This is a genomic window from Pseudomonas sp. PvP009, from assembly GCF_017832995.1.
GTDB lineage: Bacteria > Pseudomonadota > Gammaproteobacteria > Pseudomonadales > Pseudomonadaceae > Aquipseudomonas > Aquipseudomonas syringae.
Window position 1 is genome coordinate 3,957,138 of the sequence record NZ_JAFIBG010000001.1, and the last position, 17,741, is coordinate 3,974,878.

21 protein-coding genes are annotated in these 17,741 nt (G+C 59.9%); 12 read left to right on the forward strand and 9 right to left on the reverse strand.

Annotated features, from left to right (window positions below; all coding sequences use genetic code 11):
* Positions 1-45: 45 nt before the first annotated feature.
* A complete protein-coding gene (locus tag JOE29_RS16745) occupies positions 46-1,113 on the forward strand; it encodes a DUF748 domain-containing protein (RefSeq protein ID WP_210079716.1) in 1,068 nt (355 codons plus the stop codon).
* Here JOE29_RS16745 and JOE29_RS16750 read toward each other — a convergent pair.
* Entirely contained in the window at positions 1,110-1,598 is a 489-nt protein-coding gene (locus tag JOE29_RS16750; RefSeq protein ID WP_024683811.1) for a DUF2442 domain-containing protein, read from the reverse strand. The genes JOE29_RS16745 and JOE29_RS16750 overlap by 4 nt on opposite strands.
* Positions 1,595-1,825, reverse strand: coding sequence for a DUF4160 domain-containing protein (locus tag JOE29_RS16755; protein ID WP_074952281.1), 231 nt, complete (start codon positions 1,823-1,825; stop codon positions 1,595-1,597). The genes JOE29_RS16750 and JOE29_RS16755 overlap by 4 nt, the downstream gene beginning before the upstream one ends.
* A gap of 206 nt (positions 1,826-2,031) precedes the next feature.
* Between JOE29_RS16755 and JOE29_RS16760 the strand changes: the two genes are divergently transcribed.
* The 3 genes from JOE29_RS16760 to JOE29_RS16770 all read left to right on the forward strand — a co-directional run bounded on the left by JOE29_RS16760 (position 2,032) and on the right by JOE29_RS16770 (position 5,013).
* On the forward strand, positions 2,032-2,877 hold the full coding sequence (locus JOE29_RS16760) for a MoxR family ATPase (protein ID WP_003407249.1): 846 nt from the start codon (positions 2,032-2,034) through the stop codon (positions 2,875-2,877).
* 39 nt (positions 2,878-2,916) lie between these two features.
* Complete coding sequence (locus JOE29_RS16765) at positions 2,917-4,095, forward strand: VWA domain-containing protein (RefSeq protein ID WP_003317418.1); 1,179 nt, start codon at positions 2,917-2,919, stop codon at positions 4,093-4,095.
* 201 nt (positions 4,096-4,296) lie between these two features.
* A complete protein-coding gene (locus tag JOE29_RS16770; RefSeq protein WP_024959852.1) occupies positions 4,297-5,013 on the forward strand; it encodes a WbqC family protein in 717 nt (238 codons plus the stop codon).
* 37 nt (positions 5,014-5,050) lie between these two features.
* Here JOE29_RS16770 and JOE29_RS16775 read toward each other — a convergent pair whose 3' ends face one another.
* The 3 genes from JOE29_RS16775 to JOE29_RS16785 all read right to left on the reverse strand — a co-directional run bounded on the left by JOE29_RS16775 (position 5,051) and on the right by JOE29_RS16785 (position 6,975).
* Positions 5,051-5,575 (reverse strand): DUF2937 family protein, encoded by a 525-nt coding sequence (locus tag JOE29_RS16775; protein ID WP_003409481.1) that lies wholly within the window; start codon positions 5,573-5,575, stop codon positions 5,051-5,053.
* Positions 5,576-5,621: 46 nt separating this feature from the next.
* On the reverse strand, positions 5,622-6,422 hold the full coding sequence (locus tag JOE29_RS16780) for a class II glutamine amidotransferase (RefSeq protein ID WP_198710683.1): 801 nt from the start codon (positions 6,420-6,422) through the stop codon (positions 5,622-5,624).
* A gap of 76 nt (positions 6,423-6,498) precedes the next feature.
* Positions 6,499-6,975: an MFS transporter gene (locus tag JOE29_RS16785; protein WP_198711783.1), complete on the reverse strand. Its 477-nt coding sequence runs from the start codon at positions 6,973-6,975 to the stop codon at positions 6,499-6,501.
* Positions 6,976-7,107: 132 nt separating this feature from the next.
* Here JOE29_RS16785 and JOE29_RS16790 point away from each other — a divergent pair, with 132 nt between their 5' ends.
* The 7 genes from JOE29_RS16790 (at position 7,108) to JOE29_RS16820 (ending at position 13,985) form a co-directional block, all read left to right on the forward strand.
* Positions 7,108-9,168, forward strand: a complete 2,061-nt coding sequence (locus JOE29_RS16790) for a S9 family peptidase (protein WP_210079717.1) — start codon at positions 7,108-7,110, stop codon at positions 9,166-9,168.
* A 76-nt stretch (positions 9,169-9,244) separates the two neighbouring features.
* Positions 9,245-9,721: a cyclic nucleotide-binding domain-containing protein gene (locus tag JOE29_RS16795; protein WP_003317411.1), complete on the forward strand. Its 477-nt coding sequence runs from the start codon at positions 9,245-9,247 to the stop codon at positions 9,719-9,721.
* A gap of 66 nt (positions 9,722-9,787) precedes the next feature.
* The gene (locus tag JOE29_RS16800; RefSeq protein ID WP_003317410.1) at positions 9,788-10,162 is read left to right on the forward strand and encodes a YajD family HNH nuclease; all 375 of its coding nucleotides are present in this window, start codon (positions 9,788-9,790) and stop codon (positions 10,160-10,162) included.
* An 86-nt stretch (positions 10,163-10,248) separates the two neighbouring features.
* Entirely contained in the window at positions 10,249-12,027 is a 1,779-nt protein-coding gene (locus JOE29_RS16805; RefSeq protein ID WP_210079718.1) for a copper resistance system multicopper oxidase, read from the forward strand.
* 11 nt (positions 12,028-12,038) lie between these two features.
* Positions 12,039-12,932: a copper resistance protein B gene (locus tag JOE29_RS16810; protein WP_275564554.1), complete on the forward strand. Its 894-nt coding sequence runs from the start codon at positions 12,039-12,041 to the stop codon at positions 12,930-12,932.
* 66 nt (positions 12,933-12,998) lie between these two features.
* Complete coding sequence (locus JOE29_RS16815; RefSeq protein WP_003317406.1) at positions 12,999-13,499, forward strand: RNA methyltransferase; 501 nt, start codon at positions 12,999-13,001, stop codon at positions 13,497-13,499.
* A gap of 105 nt (positions 13,500-13,604) precedes the next feature.
* The gene (locus JOE29_RS16820) at positions 13,605-13,985 is read left to right on the forward strand and encodes a DUF2892 domain-containing protein (RefSeq protein ID WP_137983341.1); all 381 of its coding nucleotides are present in this window, start codon (positions 13,605-13,607) and stop codon (positions 13,983-13,985) included.
* Positions 13,986-13,989: 4 nt separating this feature from the next.
* Here JOE29_RS16820 and JOE29_RS16825 read toward each other — a convergent pair whose 3' ends face one another.
* Complete coding sequence (locus tag JOE29_RS16825; RefSeq protein WP_003368281.1) at positions 13,990-14,439, reverse strand: YcgN family cysteine cluster protein; 450 nt, start codon at positions 14,437-14,439, stop codon at positions 13,990-13,992.
* A gap of 210 nt (positions 14,440-14,649) precedes the next feature.
* Here JOE29_RS16825 and JOE29_RS16830 point away from each other — a divergent pair, with 210 nt between their 5' ends.
* Entirely contained in the window at positions 14,650-15,243 is a 594-nt protein-coding gene (locus JOE29_RS16830) for a nitroreductase family protein (RefSeq protein WP_003317403.1), read from the forward strand.
* 66 nt (positions 15,244-15,309) lie between these two features.
* Here the strand turns inward: JOE29_RS16830 and JOE29_RS16835 are convergent, their stop codons facing one another.
* The 3 genes from JOE29_RS16835 to rnd form a co-directional block, all read right to left on the reverse strand.
* Positions 15,310-16,242, reverse strand: coding sequence for a D-2-hydroxyacid dehydrogenase (locus JOE29_RS16835; RefSeq protein ID WP_003390934.1), 933 nt, complete (start codon positions 16,240-16,242; stop codon positions 15,310-15,312).
* Positions 16,243-16,312: 70 nt separating this feature from the next.
* A complete protein-coding gene (locus JOE29_RS16840; protein ID WP_003317401.1) occupies positions 16,313-16,606 on the reverse strand; it encodes a YcgL domain-containing protein in 294 nt (97 codons plus the stop codon).
* Positions 16,603-17,736: a ribonuclease D gene (rnd, locus tag JOE29_RS16845; protein ID WP_137983342.1), complete on the reverse strand. Its 1,134-nt coding sequence runs from the start codon at positions 17,734-17,736 to the stop codon at positions 16,603-16,605. The genes JOE29_RS16840 and rnd overlap by 4 nt, the downstream gene beginning before the upstream one ends.
* Positions 17,737-17,741 lie beyond the last annotated feature (5 nt).

Sequence of the window (17,741 nt, forward strand, 5' to 3'; positions counted from 1 at the left end):
ACGGCGCGAGCAGTCAATCCATCATTGAAACAGGAGACTCATGTCATGAAACGTCGCTACAGCTGGCCGCTATGGACCCTGGCCGCTTTGATAGTCCTGCTGATCGCTGTCAATATCGCCTTGCCCTATCTGGTGCGTGACTATCTGAACGACAAACTGGCCGACATGGGTGATTACCGAGGCGAGATTACCGATGTGGACCTGGCACTGTGGCGAGGCGCGTACCGGATCAAGGGGCTGAAGATCGTCAAGACCGACGGCAAGGTCCCGGTGCCCTTCTTCGACGCACCGATGATCGAACTGGCAGTCAGCTGGCATTCACTCTGGTATGACCATGCGGTGGTCGCGAAAGCCCTGTTCACCGATCCGCAAATCAACTTCGTGGACGGCGGCAGCAAGCAGGACTCGCAGACCGGTCAGGGCACTGACTGGCGTACCCAGATGAACAAGCTGCTGCCTATCACCCTCAACGAATTGCGCATCGACAACGGGCGTATCACATTCAATAACTTCAACTCCAAGCCCAAGGTAAAAATCGAGGCGGACCAGGTCAATGCCAGCATCTACAACCTGACCAACGTGGTCGACGTGGAAGGCAATCGCGATGCCGAGTTCAAGGGCAAGGCGCGTCTGCTGGGCCACGCCGATCTGGAAAGCTCAGCCAGATTCGACCCGTTCAGCAACTTTGAAGACTTCGACTTCAAACTGCGCGCCACCGGCATCCAGCTCAAGAAACTCAACGATTTCTCGTCGGCCTACGGCAAGTTCGATTTCAACGCTGGCGATGGCGACGTGGTGATTGAAGCGCAGGCCGATAAAGGCCAGCTCAAGGGCTACATAAAACCGCTGCTGCGCAACGTGGACGTATTCAACTGGCATCAGGATGTGGAAAACAAGGACAAGGGTGTTTTCCGATCTATCTGGGAAGCGCTGGTCGGCACCAGCGAAACCGTATTGAAAAACCAGCGGGAAAACCAGTTCGCCACACGCGTCGACCTCAGCGGCAGTGTCCATCAGCAGGACATCAGCGGCTTCCAGGCGTTTCTGCAGATCCTGCGCAATGCTTTCGTGCAGGCATTCAATGCGCGCTATGAGAGCAGCAAGGGTTCCTAGCGTGCTTTTTTGTCTTTGCCGTAGACGCCCCGCTCTTCGGCGGCCTGTGCCTGTTGCTGCAAAGCATCCCAGCCCAGGCAAGCCAGCGCCAGGGTGCGTGGTGTCGGCTCGCGGGAGTTGCTGTAGCGGGTGATGCTGCGCGGGCTCACACCCAATGCTTTTGCGGCCTGAGCCAGGGGCAAACCCGTGCGGGCCCGCCACCCGATGAAAATACGCGTGTTTTCATCGGTGGCCGCTTGAGCCTGAGCGTCAAGGTACAAGGTATCGGCACCGATCTGGATATCCGGCTCCGGCCATTCAACCGTCCAGCCATCATCGCCCACCTGGGCCTGGGCAAAGGCATCGGCAGCGATCAAAGGCCGTAACCCAGGAAAAGTCTGCACATCCGCGCTCATGTCGAGCACGAATTGCTGATCGTCGATGAACGTCAAGGCCAGTCGATAACCAGACTGGGCCTGAACCTCCTTGAGCCGTGGGCGTTTCATGGATGCCATCGTTTCCATTCCTCCATCAGTTCGTTGCGGTGAGTTCGTATCCATTCAAGAGCTTCCCTTAACACAACAGCCGGTGCGGTTCCGCGCATGGGCTCTACAAGCTCAAGGCAAATCAGCACGTCCAGCCCTCCACCGGTCAGGTGAACATGCGGCGGCAGGTGGTCTTTTTCTCTCAGCTGAATCCTGTATTTATCCCTGAATCTGTATTTGGTCGACATGGCACGCATGGTATCGCCAAATTAGCCATACCAGAAGCAGCGTTACAATTTAGACCCGGTCACAGCGTGACGCGCCATTCAAGAACTGAATGAGGCGTCTTCGTTCACAGCCATCGGGCCGCCACGTTATAGTCAGGGCATTGCTTGCCCCTCTTACGGCGTGCGTGCCGACCGGTTACGCGCGCCCACGCGAAAAGGATGGATCAATGAAGTTCGAAGGTACGCCGGCCTACGTTGCCACCGACGATCTCAAGCTGGCGGTCAACGCGGCCATCACGCTGGAACGTCCACTGCTGGTCAAGGGCGAGCCCGGCACCGGTAAGACCATGCTCGCCGAGCAACTGGCCGAGTCCTTCGGCGCGAAACTGATTACCTGGCATATCAAGTCCACGACCAAGGCCCATCAGGGCCTGTACGAGTACGATGCGGTGAGCCGTCTGCGCGACTCGCAACTGGGCGTCGACAAGGTCCACGACGTACGCAATTACCTGAAAAAGGGCAAGCTCTGGGAAGCCTTCGAGTCCGAGGAGCGTGTGATTCTGCTGATCGACGAAATCGACAAGGCCGATATCGAGTTCCCCAACGACCTGTTGCAGGAACTCGACAAGATGGAGTTCTACGTTTACGAGATCGATGAAACCATCAAGGCCAAAAAGCGACCGATCATCATCATTACCTCCAACAACGAGAAGGAGCTGCCGGACGCCTTTCTGCGTCGCTGCTTCTTTCACTACATTGCCTTTCCGGATCGGGCCACGCTGCAACGCATCGTCGATGTGCATTACCCGGACATCAAGAAAGACCTGGTGAGCGAAGCGCTGGACGTATTCTTCGACGTGCGCAAAGTGCCTGGGCTGAAGAAGAAGCCCTCCACTTCCGAGCTGGTCGACTGGCTGAAGCTGCTGATGGCCGACAACATCGGTGAAGCCGTGCTGCGCGAACGCGACCCGACCAAGGCGATTCCGCCACTGGCCGGCGCGCTGGTCAAGAACGAGCAGGACGTGCACTTACTGGAACGTCTGGCGTTCATGAGCCGTCGCGGCAACCGCTGATCGTGTCTATCCAACCTGCCATGTAAAAGGGCAACAGCCATGCTGCTCAACCTGTTCAACGAAATGCGCGCGGCCAAAGTGCCGGTGTCTCTGCGTGAACTGCTGGACCTGATCAATGCGCTGAAACAGCGGGTCGTCTTCGCCGACATCGATGAGTTCTACTTTCTGGCGCGCACGATTCTGGTCAAGGACGAGCGCCATTTCGACAAGTTCGACCGGGCCTTCGGCGCATATTTCAATGGTCTGGAAAATCTCGACGAGCATTTGCAGGCGTTGATCCCGGAAGACTGGCTGCGCAAAGAGTTCGAGCGTTCGCTTACGGACGAGGAACGCGCGCAGATTCAGTCGCTGGGCGGCCTCGACAAACTGATCGAGGAGTTCAAGAAACGCCTGGAAGAACAGAAGGAACGCCATGCCGGTGGCAACAAATGGATCGGCACCGGTGGCACCAGCCCGTTCGGTTCGGGTGGCTATAACCCGGAGGGCATCCGCGTCGGCGATGCAGGCGAGCGCAAAGGCAAGGCCGTCAAAGTCTGGGACCAGCGCGAATATAAAAACCTGGACGATCAGGTTGAACTGGGGACACGCAATATCAAGGTGGCCCTGCGTCGCCTGCGCAAGTTCGCTCGTCAGGGTGCTGCGGATGAACTGGACATCGACAGCACCATCGATCACACCGCACGCGATGCGGGCCTGCTGAACATTCAGATGCGCCCGGAGCGGCGCAACACCATCAAGTTATTGCTGTTGTTCGACATCGGCGGCTCGATGGATTCGCACATCAAGGTCTGTGAAGAGCTGTTCTCCGCGTGCAAGACCGAGTTCAAGCATATGGAGTATTTCTACTTCCATAACTTCATCTATGAATCGGTGTGGAAGAACAACCAGCGCAGAAGCTCGGAGCGGACCGCCACCCAGGACCTGCTGCACAAGTATGGCGAGGACTACAAAGTGATTTTCATCGGCGACGCCTCAATGGCGCCCTATGAAATCACCCAGCCCGGCGGCAGTGTCGAACACTGGAATGAAGAGGCGGGCTATGTATGGATGCAGCGCTTCATGGCCAAATTCAAGAAGATCATCTGGATCAACCCCTACCCGAAAGATGCCTGGGACTACACCACCTCGACGCATATCGTGCGTGATTTGATCGAGGGGCAGATGTATCCGCTGACCCTTAGCGGTCTGGAAGAAGGCATGCGTTACCTGGCGAAATGAAATAAGGCTGCTGCCAATGCTGTACAAGCCGGTCATCGACCGGCCAGTACCACCCGACCAGCAGCATGATCATTTTGAACACCCGAACTACGCTGACAGTTCCACACAACCAATCAGACGGAAAAGTGCTGATTGAGTAGGTCGTTTTGCAGTTACTCCATCGTTTTGCCTGAGCAGCCGTCGCGACGTCGCGGGTTACTTATGAACGAAACGCTCGGGATCATGCAGCCTTACTTTTTCCCCTACATCGGTTACTTCCAGCTCATTGCGGCGGTCCAGCGCGGGCTGGTCTTCGACATCGTCAAATACAAACGCAAAAGCTGGATGAACCGCAATCGGGTACTGGGCAGCAAAGGCGACTGGCAATACATCAATGTTCCGGTCTGTGTCAGCGAGGGCGCGCTGATCAAGGACGCGACCATCATCGACCTTGCCTGTGCCCACCGACGAATCACGAATCAGCTCGAACACTATCGAAGCAAGGCACCCTACTTTCGGGAAACCTTGCAGGTGGTCGAGCAGACATTCGGCACACCTGCCACCCACCTGTGTGAACTCAATACACGCGCGCTGAAAGTGGTCTGCGAATATTTAGGCATGAGCTTTGACTGGGAAAGCTGTGCAGCGATGAACCTTGATCTGCCGCCCATTGAACATGCGGGCCAATGGGCGCTGGAAATAAGCACGGTGCTGAAAGCGCGTCAGTACATCAACGCCACAGGTGGACGCGAAATCTTCATACCCGGCGAGTGGCAGGAAAGAGGCATAGAACTGAGGTTTCTCGAGCCCGCTTCATTCAGTTATTCCACGGGACCTATGAATTTCGTCGAAAACCTTTCAATCATCGACGTGCTGATGTGGAACGCACCTGAAACAGTACTCGCCTATCTACGTAATGAAACACGGGCAGTCATATGAACTGCCCACCGATGTTTCGCTACGCCCCGACCCAGAGTCAATTCCAGTCGCGTTCCAGCTGAGGCTTGCGTCGTCCGCCGTTGAAAACCCAGCCAAGCAACAGCACAAAGCTTTCGATCAGCAGCGCCAGCAGCAATGCGCTGATGATGCCCCAGGCAATCACTTCCGGGGCCAGCAGAACTTGCCACGTATAACCATTGAAGGTTTCGCGACGGATATCCGGATCGGAAGAGGTCGCGACGAAGATGGCTTTGGAATACCACGGCCCCTGAAGCCCGAGCCACTGACGCTCAAGGATGTGCGTGCGGTTCATCAGGGTGTCGATGGTGTCCGCATCGCTGCGGAAAACCGGGTCCTCACTGCTGCGATAGTGCTGGATCAGCGCCTGGATATCGCCCTTGAAGAACTGCTGCGCGGTGGAGGTGTAGCCCTTCACGGCTTGCTGCGCCTCGATCAGATGCGCTTCGACACGCTTGCTGTAATCACTGATGAAACCGGGAATCTGTACCCCGAACAGCAGGCCCATGGTGAACAGGACCAATCGCAGATAACTTCGCAGCATCAATATCCCTCTTCTTTCTTATCCATTAAGCCAATGTGATGGTGTCTTACGGCCTGACCGTCTCGGTCGCGGTGTCGACCGAACCTTGCGCTACGCTCTCGCCCTTGCGCCACAGGCTCCACTGGCCCGGTTCATAGCGGTTCCAGTTTTCGTTTTCGGTCAAGGGTTCGGTCGCGATGACCGTGACCACGTCATGCGGTGTGGTTTCAGCCTGAAAATCGACAATCACGTCGACATCTTTCAACCTTGCCGGACCGAACGGAGCACGACGGGTGATCTGAACCAGTTTGGTACTGCAAAAGCAAAACAGCCAGTCACCGTCGCTCAACAGGCAGTTGAACACGCCTTTGCTGCGATATTCGGCACACGCCTGGATCAGCGTAGGCAGCAATTCCTCGACGTCGACGGGCTCGGGAAAGGCTTCGCGGACGCGATTGAGCAAGTCGCAGAATGCCGCTTCGCTGTCGGTATCGCCCACCGGCCGGTAGAAAGTAACGCCCGGGGTGAAATCCGCCAATTGGCCGTTATGGGCAAAGCACCAGTTACGGCCCCAGAGCTCACGCACGAAAGGATGGGTATTGGACAGGCAGACCTTGCCGACGTTGGCCTGACGAATATGGCCGATCACGACTTCGCTCTTGATGGGATAACGCTGCACCAGTTGGGCGACTTCCGATTCACTGCTGGCTGCCGGGTCCTGAAACAGGCGCAGTCCACGGCCCTCGTAGAAGGCAATACCCCATCCATCGCGATGCGGACCGGTGCGGCCGCCACGCTGCATCAGCCCGGTAAAGCTGAAGACAATGTCGGTCGGGACGTTGGCGCTCATGCCCAGTAGTTCACACATGCTCAGGTTCTCGCTTCAAGACGTTTTGCAGCGGGTCATGCGCCGCAGTGAACGGCGCTTGCCAACGAAGCGGGATCTACAACCGCGGCTCGACCCGCGTGCCTCTGGCCGGAGGAATGGGCGCAGCGGATCTGCGGGCGTACGAGTCATCCTCGGCAAACGGCTCGTCAGCGGGGTCTGTTTCGACGGGTTGAGCAACCGGCTGCGGTTGACGTGCCTTGCGGCTGCGTTCGATCGGCCAGCGGATCAGCACGAACAGCAGGTACGCGGCGAAGGCGAACATGCCATACATGGCCAGGTCCGACACGGCGGTCCAGACGTTGCTGCCGACCTTGAACATCAGGTCAAGCGCGGTGATCGCCACGGCTGGCGCCATCGCATCCTTGGCAGGGTCGACCATGGTCGGCGTAAACAGCAGCACCGCGACCGCCACCAGCAACGGCTCCTTGAGATACCGCCACATCCAGCGGGTCATCAGAAACCATACCAGCAGGCAACCCAACGCGGCGAAGGCGTAGACGCTCCAGGCGATCAGATAGTCGTTTTCGGTCATGACGTCCGTGGTAAGCCAGGTAAAGAGGCGCTTATGATAACGGCTTTTGCCTGACGCGGCTTGCCTCGCTTCAGTATTCGGTTCAGCGTGTACCGATATTTTCCTGATTGATGCCTTAACAGAGAGCCCAGCATGTCCTTCTCGAATGCAACCTCCAGCGCCCCGATCGCTCGCAAGGCCGACGGTCCCGACCCTTATGCCTGGCTGCAGAACCGCGACACCGACGAAGTGCTCGACTACCTCAAGGCCGAAAACGCCTGGCAGGAGCAGCAACTGGCAGAGCAGGCCGGGTTGCGCGAAAGCCTGTTCGAGGAAATCAAGGGCCGCATCCTCGAAACCGACCTGTCGCTGCCCTCCCCCTGGGGGCCGTACCTTTATTACACCCGCACCACACAAGGCGACGAATACGCCCGTCACTACCGCTGCCCGCGCCCGGCCGACGACAGCAACACGGTGGATGAAAGCGCCGAGGAATTGTTGCTCGACCCTAACGAGATGGCCGATGGCGGCTTTTTCTCGCTGGGTGCATTCAGCATCAGCCCTGACCACCAGCGTCTGGCCTACAGCCTGGACACCAGTGGCGACGAGGTGTACGAGCTTTACGTCAAGGAACTGAGCACCGGTCAGATCAGCAGCCTGCCCTTCGAAAACTGCGACGGCAGCATGACCTGGGCCAACGACAGCCAGACCCTGTTTTTCGGCGAGCTGGACGAAACCCATCGCCCGGGCAAGCTGCATCGCCATACCTTGGGAACGGCATCGGCCGAGCTGGTGTTCGACGAGCCGGACGGCCGCTTCTTCCTGCACTGCTTCCGCAGCAGCTCAGAGCGCCAACTGATCATTCTGCTCAACAGCAAAACCACCAGCGAAGCCTGGGTGCTGGACGCCGATCATCCGCAACAGGCCTTCACCTGCCTCGCACCGCGCAGCGAAGGTCACGAATACTACCCGGACCACGGACTGCTCGATGGCATCTGGACCTGGTTCATCCGCAGCAATCAGAGCGGCATCAACTTCGCGCTATATCAAGCAGCGCAAGACGCCAGTGGTGTACCGGTGCGCGAGGACTGGCAGACGCTGGTCGCGCACGACGACAAGGTCATGCTCGAAGGCGTCAGCCTCAACGCCAAAGGCATCAGCCTGAGCCTGCGCGAGGGCGGCCTGCCGATCATCGAAGTACGTCCTCAGGCGCTGCCGACCTATCGCGTGCAGCTGCCTGATGCCGCCTACAGCCTGTATGTGCAGGACACGCTGGAATTCGACAGCGACAAAATCCGCCTGCGCTACCAGTCGTTGAACCGGCCGGCCCAGGTCCGTCAACTGACCCTGGCCAGCGGCGAGCAGGTGGTGCTCAAGGAAACCCCGGTACTGGGCACCTTCGACGCCGATGCCTACGTCAGCCAGCGTTTGTGGGCCACGGCCAGCGATGGCACCCAAGTGCCGATCAGCCTGGTGGTCAAGCGCGAACTGGCCGGACAGGCCACCCCGCTGTATCTGTACGGCTACGGCGCCTATGGCGAGAGCCTCGACCCGTGGTTTTCCCACGCCCGTCTGAGCCTGCTCGACCGTGGCGTAGCGTTCGCCATTGCCCATGTGCGCGGCGGCGGCGAGCTGGGCGAGGCCTGGTATCGCAACGGCAAGCAGGAGCACAAACAGAACACCTTCGGCGATTTCATTGCCTGCGCCGAACACCTTGTCGCCCAGGGTCTGACCAGCGCTGAACAACTGGTGATCAGCGGTGGCAGCGCCGGCGGCCTGCTGATCGGTGCGGTGCTCAACCAGCAGCCCGAGCTGTTCAAGGCAGCGATAGCAGAAGTGCCGTTCGTCGATGTGCTGAACACCATGCTCGACCCGGACCTGCCGCTGACCGTCACCGAATACGACGAATGGGGCAACCCGCAGGAGCCCGAGGTCTACGCGCGCATCAAGGCCTACGCGCCCTACGAAAACGTCACGGCCCAGGCCTACCCGGCCATGCTGGTCATCGCCGGTTACAACGACAGCCGCGTGCAGTACTGGGAAGCCGCCAAATGGGTCGCGAAATTGCGCGCCACCAAGACCGACGACCATCCGCTGCTGCTCAAGACCGAACTGGGTGCCGGGCACGGTGGCATGAGCGGTCGCTATCAGGGCTTGCGTGACGTGGCGCTGGAGTACGCGTTTATCTTCAAGGTATTGCAGATCGCTGAATGAACTTGGTGTGAAACACCTGTCTTACTAGGATCGGGGGCAGCGGAGTTGCCCCTTTGTCAGGATTACCAGACCTAACATGTCAGAACCACTGTCCAACCTGAACAACGCCATACGCGACATGCTGCTGGATTGCGGCCTGTTCGACACGCTGCTGCCGGGCGATTTCTTTACCGTAGCCGGCTATTTCAGCATTACCGATATCGATAAGGGCGAGACTATTTTCGCCGAGGGCGATGCCGGAACCTTCATGTGCATCATCCATCAGGGCACCGTGTCTGTGCAGAAGCTTGCTGCAGACGGCCAACAGGTGGAAATCGCCGTTCTGCGGCGCGGACGCGCCTTTGGGGAAATGGCGGTACTGGATGGCGAGCGCCGCTCGGCCAGTTGTGTTGCAGCCACCAGTTGCCAGCTATTGAACCTGGGCCGTGATTCACTGGACAAGATGCTCGAGGACGCGCCAAAAATCGCCGCCAAGATCATTCGCGCCCTGGCCATCTCGTTGTCCAAGCGCCTGCGCATGGTCGATGGTCAATTACTCTCCCAGCAGGTGTGAGTTTGCCCATCTGGCGCTAAACTTGCCGACATTCCGCTTTCAATGCGCACACGCACAGGTGACACCATGAGCACGGCCAATCCCCCTTCCCATACTGCCAAGCTGGACCGCATCCTGGCCGACGCCCAGCGCGATCGCGAGATGGGCTACCGCGACAAGGCGCTGCGCATGTACCCGCATGTTTGCGGCCGCTGCGCGCGCGAGTTCGCAGGCAAACGCCTCAGCGAACTGACCGTACACCACCGCGACCACAACCATGACAACAATCCGCAGGACGGCTCCAACTGGGAGCTGCTGTGCCTGTATTGCCACGATAACGAGCACTCGCGCTACACCGATCAGCAGTACTTCGCCGATGGCTCTCTGGGCAGTCCGAAAACCGCCAAGGCCACCCACAACCCGTTCGCTGCACTGGCCGGGCTGATGAAAAAGGACGAGTGACCCCGGTACCTCCGACCAGCCACGCTCCCCCGCCCGACCCGCACTTCCCCTGGCCTGCGGCCACCCGACCGACCGGATACTTTGTCATGCCCACCCGAACCTCAAGACGAACCTTTGTGAAAGGGCTGGCCGCCAGTGGCCTGCTCGGCGGCCTCGGGCTGTGGCGCAGCCCGGCGTGGGCAGTGGCCAATCCGGGTCAGCCAAACGGGTTGTCCGGCACCGAGTTCGATCTGTATATCGGCGAAACCCAAGTCAACATCACCGGCAATGCCAAGACCGCGCAGACCATCAACGGTGGCATCCCTGGCCCGCTGCTGCGCTGGCGCGAAGGCGACACCGTGACGCTGAGGGTCAAGAACCGGCTCGACGAAGCCACGTCCATCCACTGGCACGGCATCATCCTGCCGGCCAACATGGACGGCGTTCCGGGGTTGAGCTTTGACGGCATCGCGCCGGATGGCCTGTATGTCTACCGCTTCAAGGTCAGGCAGCACGGTACCTACTGGTATCACAGCCACTCTGGCTTCCAGGAACAGTCGGGGGTCTACGGGCCGCTGGTGATCGACGCGAAAGAGCCAGAGCCGTTCGAATACGACCGCGAACACGTGATCATGCTCAGCGACTGGACCGACGAAGAGCCGGTCCAGCTGATGAAAACGCTCAAGAAACAGTCCGATTACTACAACAATAACCAGCGCACCGTCGGCGACTTCATCAACGACGTTGGTGAAAAAGGCTGGAGCGAGACCACCAGGGATCGCTGGATGTGGGCGAAGATGAGAATGGACCCGACCGATCTGGCGGATGTCAGCGGCGCAACCTACACCTACCTGATGAACGGTCAGGCGCCGAACATGAACTGGACCGGACTGTTCAAGCCTGGCGAGCGGATCCGACTGCGGCTGATCAACGGCTCGGCAATGACGTACTTCGACGTGCGTATTCCAGGCCTGAAGATGACCGTGGTGGCCAGCGACGGCCAGCACGTCAAGCCGGTGACCGTCGACGAGTTGCGCATCGCAGTGGCGGAAACCTTCGACGTGATTGTCGAACCGGCGGAAGGTGCCTATACCCTGTTCGCCCAGTCGATGGACCGCACCGGTTACGCCCGCGGCACCCTGGCCAGCAGGCCCGGCCTGCAGGCTGCCGTTCCGCCCCTCGATCCACGCCCGCTGTTGAGCATGGACGATATGGGTATGGCGGGCATGGAGCATGGCAGCATGAACCACCCCGCAGCCCCGGCAACGCACGACATGTCAGGCATGGACCACAGCAAGATGGGCCACGACGCGATGCCCGCAATGGACCACGCGCAGATGCCGGCCAACAAAACGCCGACCCCGCAATCGCACCCAGAAAGCGAAAACAACAACCCACTGGTCGACATGCAAGCCATGAGCACCTCGCCCAAGCTCGACGATCCGGGCATCGGCCTCCGGGGCAATGGCCGCAGAGTCCTGACCTACGCTGACCTGCGCAGCACCTTCGAAGACCCGGACGGCCGTGAGCCGAGCCGCACGATCGAACTGCACCTGACCGGGCACATGGAAAAATACGCCTGGTCATTCGACGGTGTGAAGTTCTCGGACGCCAAACCGTTGATGCTCAAATACGGCGAGCGGGTGCGTGTCGTGCTGGTCAACGACACGATGATGACCCACCCCATCCATCTGCATGGCATGTGGAGCGACCTCGAAGATGAAAACGGCCGGTTCATGGTGCGCAAACACACCATCGACATGCCACCGGGGTCACGCCGCAGCTACCGCGTGACCGCCGATGCGCTGGGCCGTTGGGCTTATCACTGTCACATGCTGTACCACATGGAAATGGGCATGTTCCGCGAAGTGCGGGTGGAAGAATGAGGACCTTGATGTTGAGCAGAACGCTGAATTCGCCCCGCCTGCCGATGCTGTTGCTGGCCGCCGGGCTGACCGCTACACCGTGGACCTCGAGCATGGCCGCCGGGATGGAAGGCATGGACCACGGCAGCCATGCGATGCACATGGACGCCAGCGACAGCGAGGACGCGCCCTCAACACAGACTGCGCCCGCCCAGAGCCGAACCCCGATCCCGCCGATCACTGATGCGGACCGGGCTGCGGTGTACACCAGCCACGCCGGCCATCAGGTCCATGACAGCGCCATCAACAGTTACTTCCTGGCTGACAAGCTGGAATGGCAGGACGCCAACGACGGCAGCGCGCTGGCCTGGGACCTGTCCGGCTGGATTGGCGGTGATATCGACCGCCTGCTGCTGCGCTCCGAAGGTGAGCGAACCAACGGCAAGACCGAAGAAGCGGAAGTCCAGGCGTTGTGGGGCCACTCGATCAGCCCTTGGTGGGACGTGGTCGCCGGAGCGCGTCAGGATTTCAAACCGGGCGCGCCGCAAACCTGGGCCGCCTTCGGCCTGCAGGGCCAAGCCATTTCGGATCTGGATATCGAGGCCACCGCGTTCATCGGCGAAGCCGGGCAGACCGCCGCTCGCCTGGAGGCCGACTACGACCTCCAGCTGACCAACAATCTGGTGCTGCAGCCCACCGCGGAGCTGAACTTCTACGGCAAGAACGACCCGCAACGCGGCAATGGTTCGGGCCTGTCGACCAGCGAGTTCGGCCTCAGACTGCGCTACGAGATCACCCCGCAATTCGCGCCTTATGTCGGGGTGAGCTGGGACCGCTCCTACGGCAAGACCGCCGATTACGCGCGCGAGGACGACGAAGACACCCAGGACGCGCGACTGGTGGTCGGCGTGCGCATGTGGTTCTGAACACAGTCAATGGCATTGCTCTGAGGCTGCCGTATAATCCCCGGTTTTCTTCAGAGCACCCTCCCCGTGGCCAACAAACGGTACGCCTGCATCGGTCTTTACAACCCCAAGTCCCCGGAAAACGTCGGCTCCGTCATGCGTGCCGCCGGCTGTTACGGCGTGGCGTCGGTGTTCTATACCGGTAAACGCTATGAGCGCGCGCGGGACTTCATCACCGACACCAAGAAAATCCATCAGGACATCCCGCTGATCGGCATCGAAGACCTCAAAAGCATTCTGCCGCTGGGTTGCATTCCGGTGGCTGTCGAACTGGTCGACGGCGCCCGTGCGCTGCCCGAATACACGCACCCTGATCGCGCACTGTATATCTTCGGCCCGGAAGATGGCTCGCTGGATCAGGAGATTCGCGACTGGTGTGAAGACGTGGTCTATATCCCGACCGAGGGCTGCATGAATCTGGCGGCGACCGTCAATGTGGTCCTCTATGACCGCATGGCCAAAGGTATCAATACCCGTTCGGGCCCGCAGTTCGGTCGCGAGAAAATTGATCCGGCCAGCGACCGCTGACGGAAAAGCATTGAACCTGTGTCGCGCACGGGCAGTCAGTTTCTCTGAATCGAGCAACTGCTTCCAATTTGCCAACTCCGACCTACTACCTCATGGAGAGCCATCATGCGCGACACCCCAATCATCGAACGCATTGACACACCTGAACTGCTTCAACGCAACCCCGAGCAGAACGTAAACGGCTGGGAGCGCATTGGCTCGCTGGCTGGCGGCGTACTGCTGATGGGTAAAGGCGTCCGTCGTGGCGGCTTTCTGGGCCTGGTTCAACTGGCCATCGGCGGCGCGGCTCTGGCGCGCGGCATCAGTGGTCACTGCTCGGCCAAGAGCCTGATGGAAAAAGGCCACAGCGATCTGCAAAGCGCACGCTCGACCATCGAACGTGCCGGTGCGCAACTGAATAACCTCAAGGACGACGCTGAAGATGCCGTGAAGACGGCGGCTGCCAAAGGCGTGGACGCGCTGACCGAGCCGAAGCCGGTCATTTAAGCGTTCAACCTGCGCGAAAGATCAGGTAATCCTCCCAGTCGTCTTCGGCCACATTGTTCTCGCTGAGCATGCGGCCTGACTGGGAGATGCGCTCGTGATGCACGGCCGTGCGATCACCACACACCAGATGGTGCCAGAGCGGCAAATCCTTACCCTCGCTGACCAGACGATAGCCACAGGTCGGTGGCAGCCATTTGAATTCATCTGCCTGACCAGGCGTCAGCTGAATGCAATCGGGCACCGAGGCACGTCGGTTTGCATAGTCGGAGCACTGGCAGGTTTTCAGATCCAGCAGCTTGCAGGCAATTCGCGTGTAATAAACCGCGTTGTCTTCCTCATCCTCAAGCTTCTGCAGGCAGCACAGGCCACAGCCATCGCACAACGACTCCCACTCCTGGGTGTCGAGCTGGTCAAGGGTCTTGCGAATCCAGAAGGGTTCAACTTTAGCGGCCATGGTTCGGACAACGGTATCGAGAATGAAAAGGCCGCCAGTCTAGAGGTACAAGGGGTGCGGGCCAAGCACTTGCGACTGCCGGTAGCCGGGACTTGTCAGCGACGGGGCAAAACAGTAGCGTTAACGGGTTTTCAGTGCGTTCAAGCGATGCCTGCCGACCACGGCCCATCAAGCCACGCTCGTTTTCAACCTTCGCTATCAAGGACTCTCATGAGCACGAACCCTCGCATCGCCGATCACCCTATCGACCCGCAATTCACCGAACGCTGGTCGCCACGTGCCTTCAGCGGCGAAAGCATCGACCAGGAAACCCTGCTGAGCTTTTTCGAAGCCGCACGCTGGGCGCCCTCAGCGTATAACTCGCAGCCCTGGCGCTTTCTCTATGCACGTCGCGATACGCCGAACTGGGAGCGTTACCTCGGCTTGCTGAACGAGTTCAACCGCAGTTGGGCACAACACGCAGCGGCCTTGGTGATCGTCATTTCCAAGACCACCTTCGTCGCCCCCGGCGCAAGCGAAGAGAGCCCTGCCCTGTGGCACACCTTCGACACGGGTTCGGCATGGGGTTACCTGGCACTGCAGGCCAGCCTGAGCGGCTGGCACACCCACGGCATGGCCGGTTTCGATCAGGATCTGACCCGCAAGGAGTTAAATATTCCCGAAGGCTACGCAGTGCATGCGGCCATCGCGATTGGCAAGCTGGGTGACAAATCGACCTTGCCGGACTACCTGCAAGGCCGCGAAGTGCCAAGCCCGCGCAAGCCGCTGGCAGAACTGGCCGCCGAAGGTGATTTTTCGCTGTAACCGACTGTTTGCTGTAATCGATGCCTGCGAGCCGACGCCTGAAACGTCGGCTCGTTGGCGAGGGCGTCAGTAACCTCGCGAAAAATCGACCTCTCCGCGCAGCGCTTCTCCCGCCTGAAAAGCGTTCAGGTTATGCACGAAAAGCTCGGTCATGGCCACTGGCGAGGTAGGCGCCGAGCTGTGACCGGTCAACAGCAGACCGTAGGCAGTCCAGAACGGATGCCGCTGCGGCAAAGGCTCCTGACGGCAGACGTCAATCACCGCGCCAGCCAGATGCCCTTCTTTCAACGCCTCGACCAGATCTGCATCGACAACAGCCACCCCGCGTCCGACGTTGATGAACAGCGCCGTGGGCTTGAAGCTGGCGAACAACTTGGCGTCGTACAGGTCGTGCGTCTCGGGCGTATTGGGCAGCAGGTTGATGACGTAATCCATGTCGCCGAGCAGGCGCGTCATGTCTGACAACGCTGTCACTTCAATGAACGGTTCCTGAGTGCGCGCACTGGAGGCCACACCGTACACCTGCACGCCGAACGGCAGGAGGAACTCGGCAACGCGCTGGCCTATATCACCGGCACCGACGATCAATGCCTTGCGGCCCGACAGGCTCTGCCCGGTACGGTTGTCCCACTTGCGCTCGACCTGACTCATCAGGCGCGCCAACACCTCACGCTCATGGCCGAGCATGTAGGTCAAAACGAACTCAGCCATGACCTGGCCGAAAATCCCGACTGCACGGGTCAGGCGATAATCCCGCGACAGGCTGTCAGCCAGCAGCGGCGTGATGCCCGCCCAGGTGGATTGCAGCCATTGCGGCGTGTGCCCCTGCCGCAGCAGATTGGCCATCAGGTCGGGCTGTCCCAGCCAGACCGGGCAGTCGCTGGCCATGCGCGACAACTCGGCAGAATCGCCAGTGCTGAAAACTTCCAGATCAGGCGCAGCCTTGCGCAACAATTGGGTGTAAACGTGGTAATCGTGCTCGGCAATCAGAACGCGCATGTTTCAAAAACCTTAAAAACAGGACAGGCAACCCACGTCGATGTGGGCCGCTTTACAACGTGAGCAACGATTACATGGGATCGTTGCGGCGCAGCAGCTCTTCGGGCAAGTGCTCGATGTAATCGTCTTCAGCCGGCGGCATCTGCAAGTGATAGCCCTGGCTGTCGAGGTTCTCCAGCACCACATTGATATCTTCGCGCGACAGCGCCCGCTCGGGACTCAGCACCAGATCGAACGCATGAACCGGCTTGCCGAAGGCCACCATCAGCTCGGGCGGCACACGCTTGAGGACGTCGCTCTTCAGGACGTAAAGGTACATCTCGTTTCTTTTCGGGCTGCGATAAATCGAGCAGATGCGCTTCAAGACGGTTCTCCGGGGGTGGCCAGGCTGTCCAGCAGCGCCTGACCCATCAACTCGCGACGCCAGCCACGCAGCGAGTCGGGTAATTGGTAAGGACCGTCGGGGTAGCCGCTTTTGAGCAGGGCTTCGAGGGTCTTCTTGCGCAGCATCAGCTCCGGGGCCATGTCCAGTCGCTCGGCGTACTGCTGACCGATGGCACGCAGACGCTTGATCGACCCGGCCGCATCAATGGGCAACGGCTCGGGCAACGCAGGTGGCCACTCTTCTGGAGGCAGCACGCTCGCAGTCTTGATCAGCTCGAGCAGAAACTCGCCGTCATGACGGACCGTCCGCGGGTGCATGTCTTCGATCCGTGCCAGTGCGCCGAGGTTGTCCGGCTGGGTTTTGGCCAATGGCCAGAGCGAGTGCTCACGCACTATACGGTTGCGCGGCAGGTTGCGGGCACGCGCCTCGCGCTCGCGCCAGGCATACAACTCGCGCAGCACGGCTAGCTGGGCGCGGGACAACTTCCAAGCCAGCTTGGCGTCGCGATACACCTCGTACGGGTCCACCTCACGGCGCAGGTTGGCGACCAGTTCGGCGCCGTCATCCAGCAGCCAGGCGTATTTGTCGTCGGACAAGCGCGGGCGCAGGATGGTGAACAGCTCGGCCAGGTGCACGGCATCTTCGGCCGCGTAGCTGATCTGCGTTTCCGACAGCGGGCGTTGCAGCCAGTCGGAGCGGGTTTCGCCCTTGGGCAGGTCGATGTCGAGCACCTCCTGCACCAGACGCGAGTAGCCCATGGAAAAACCGAGGTTCAGGTAGGCAGCTGCCAACTGAGTATCGAACAGCGGAACCGGCAGGCTGCCGGTCAGGCGCAGCAACACCTCGAGGTCTTCGCTGCACGCGTGCACCACTTTGATGACGTCGGGGTTTTCGAGCAACGCAGACAGCGGCCGCCAGTCGTTGATCAGCAACGGATCAATCAGCCAGGCGCTCTGCCCGTCGCCGATCTGCAGCAGCGCGGCGATCGGATAAAAAGTGTCGACCCGCATGAACTCGGTGTCGAGCGCCACGAAAGGCAGTGACTGCCATTGTGCGCAATGCCGGGCGAGGCTGTCGTCGTCGCGAATCCAGTGAATATCGATGGCCACACGGC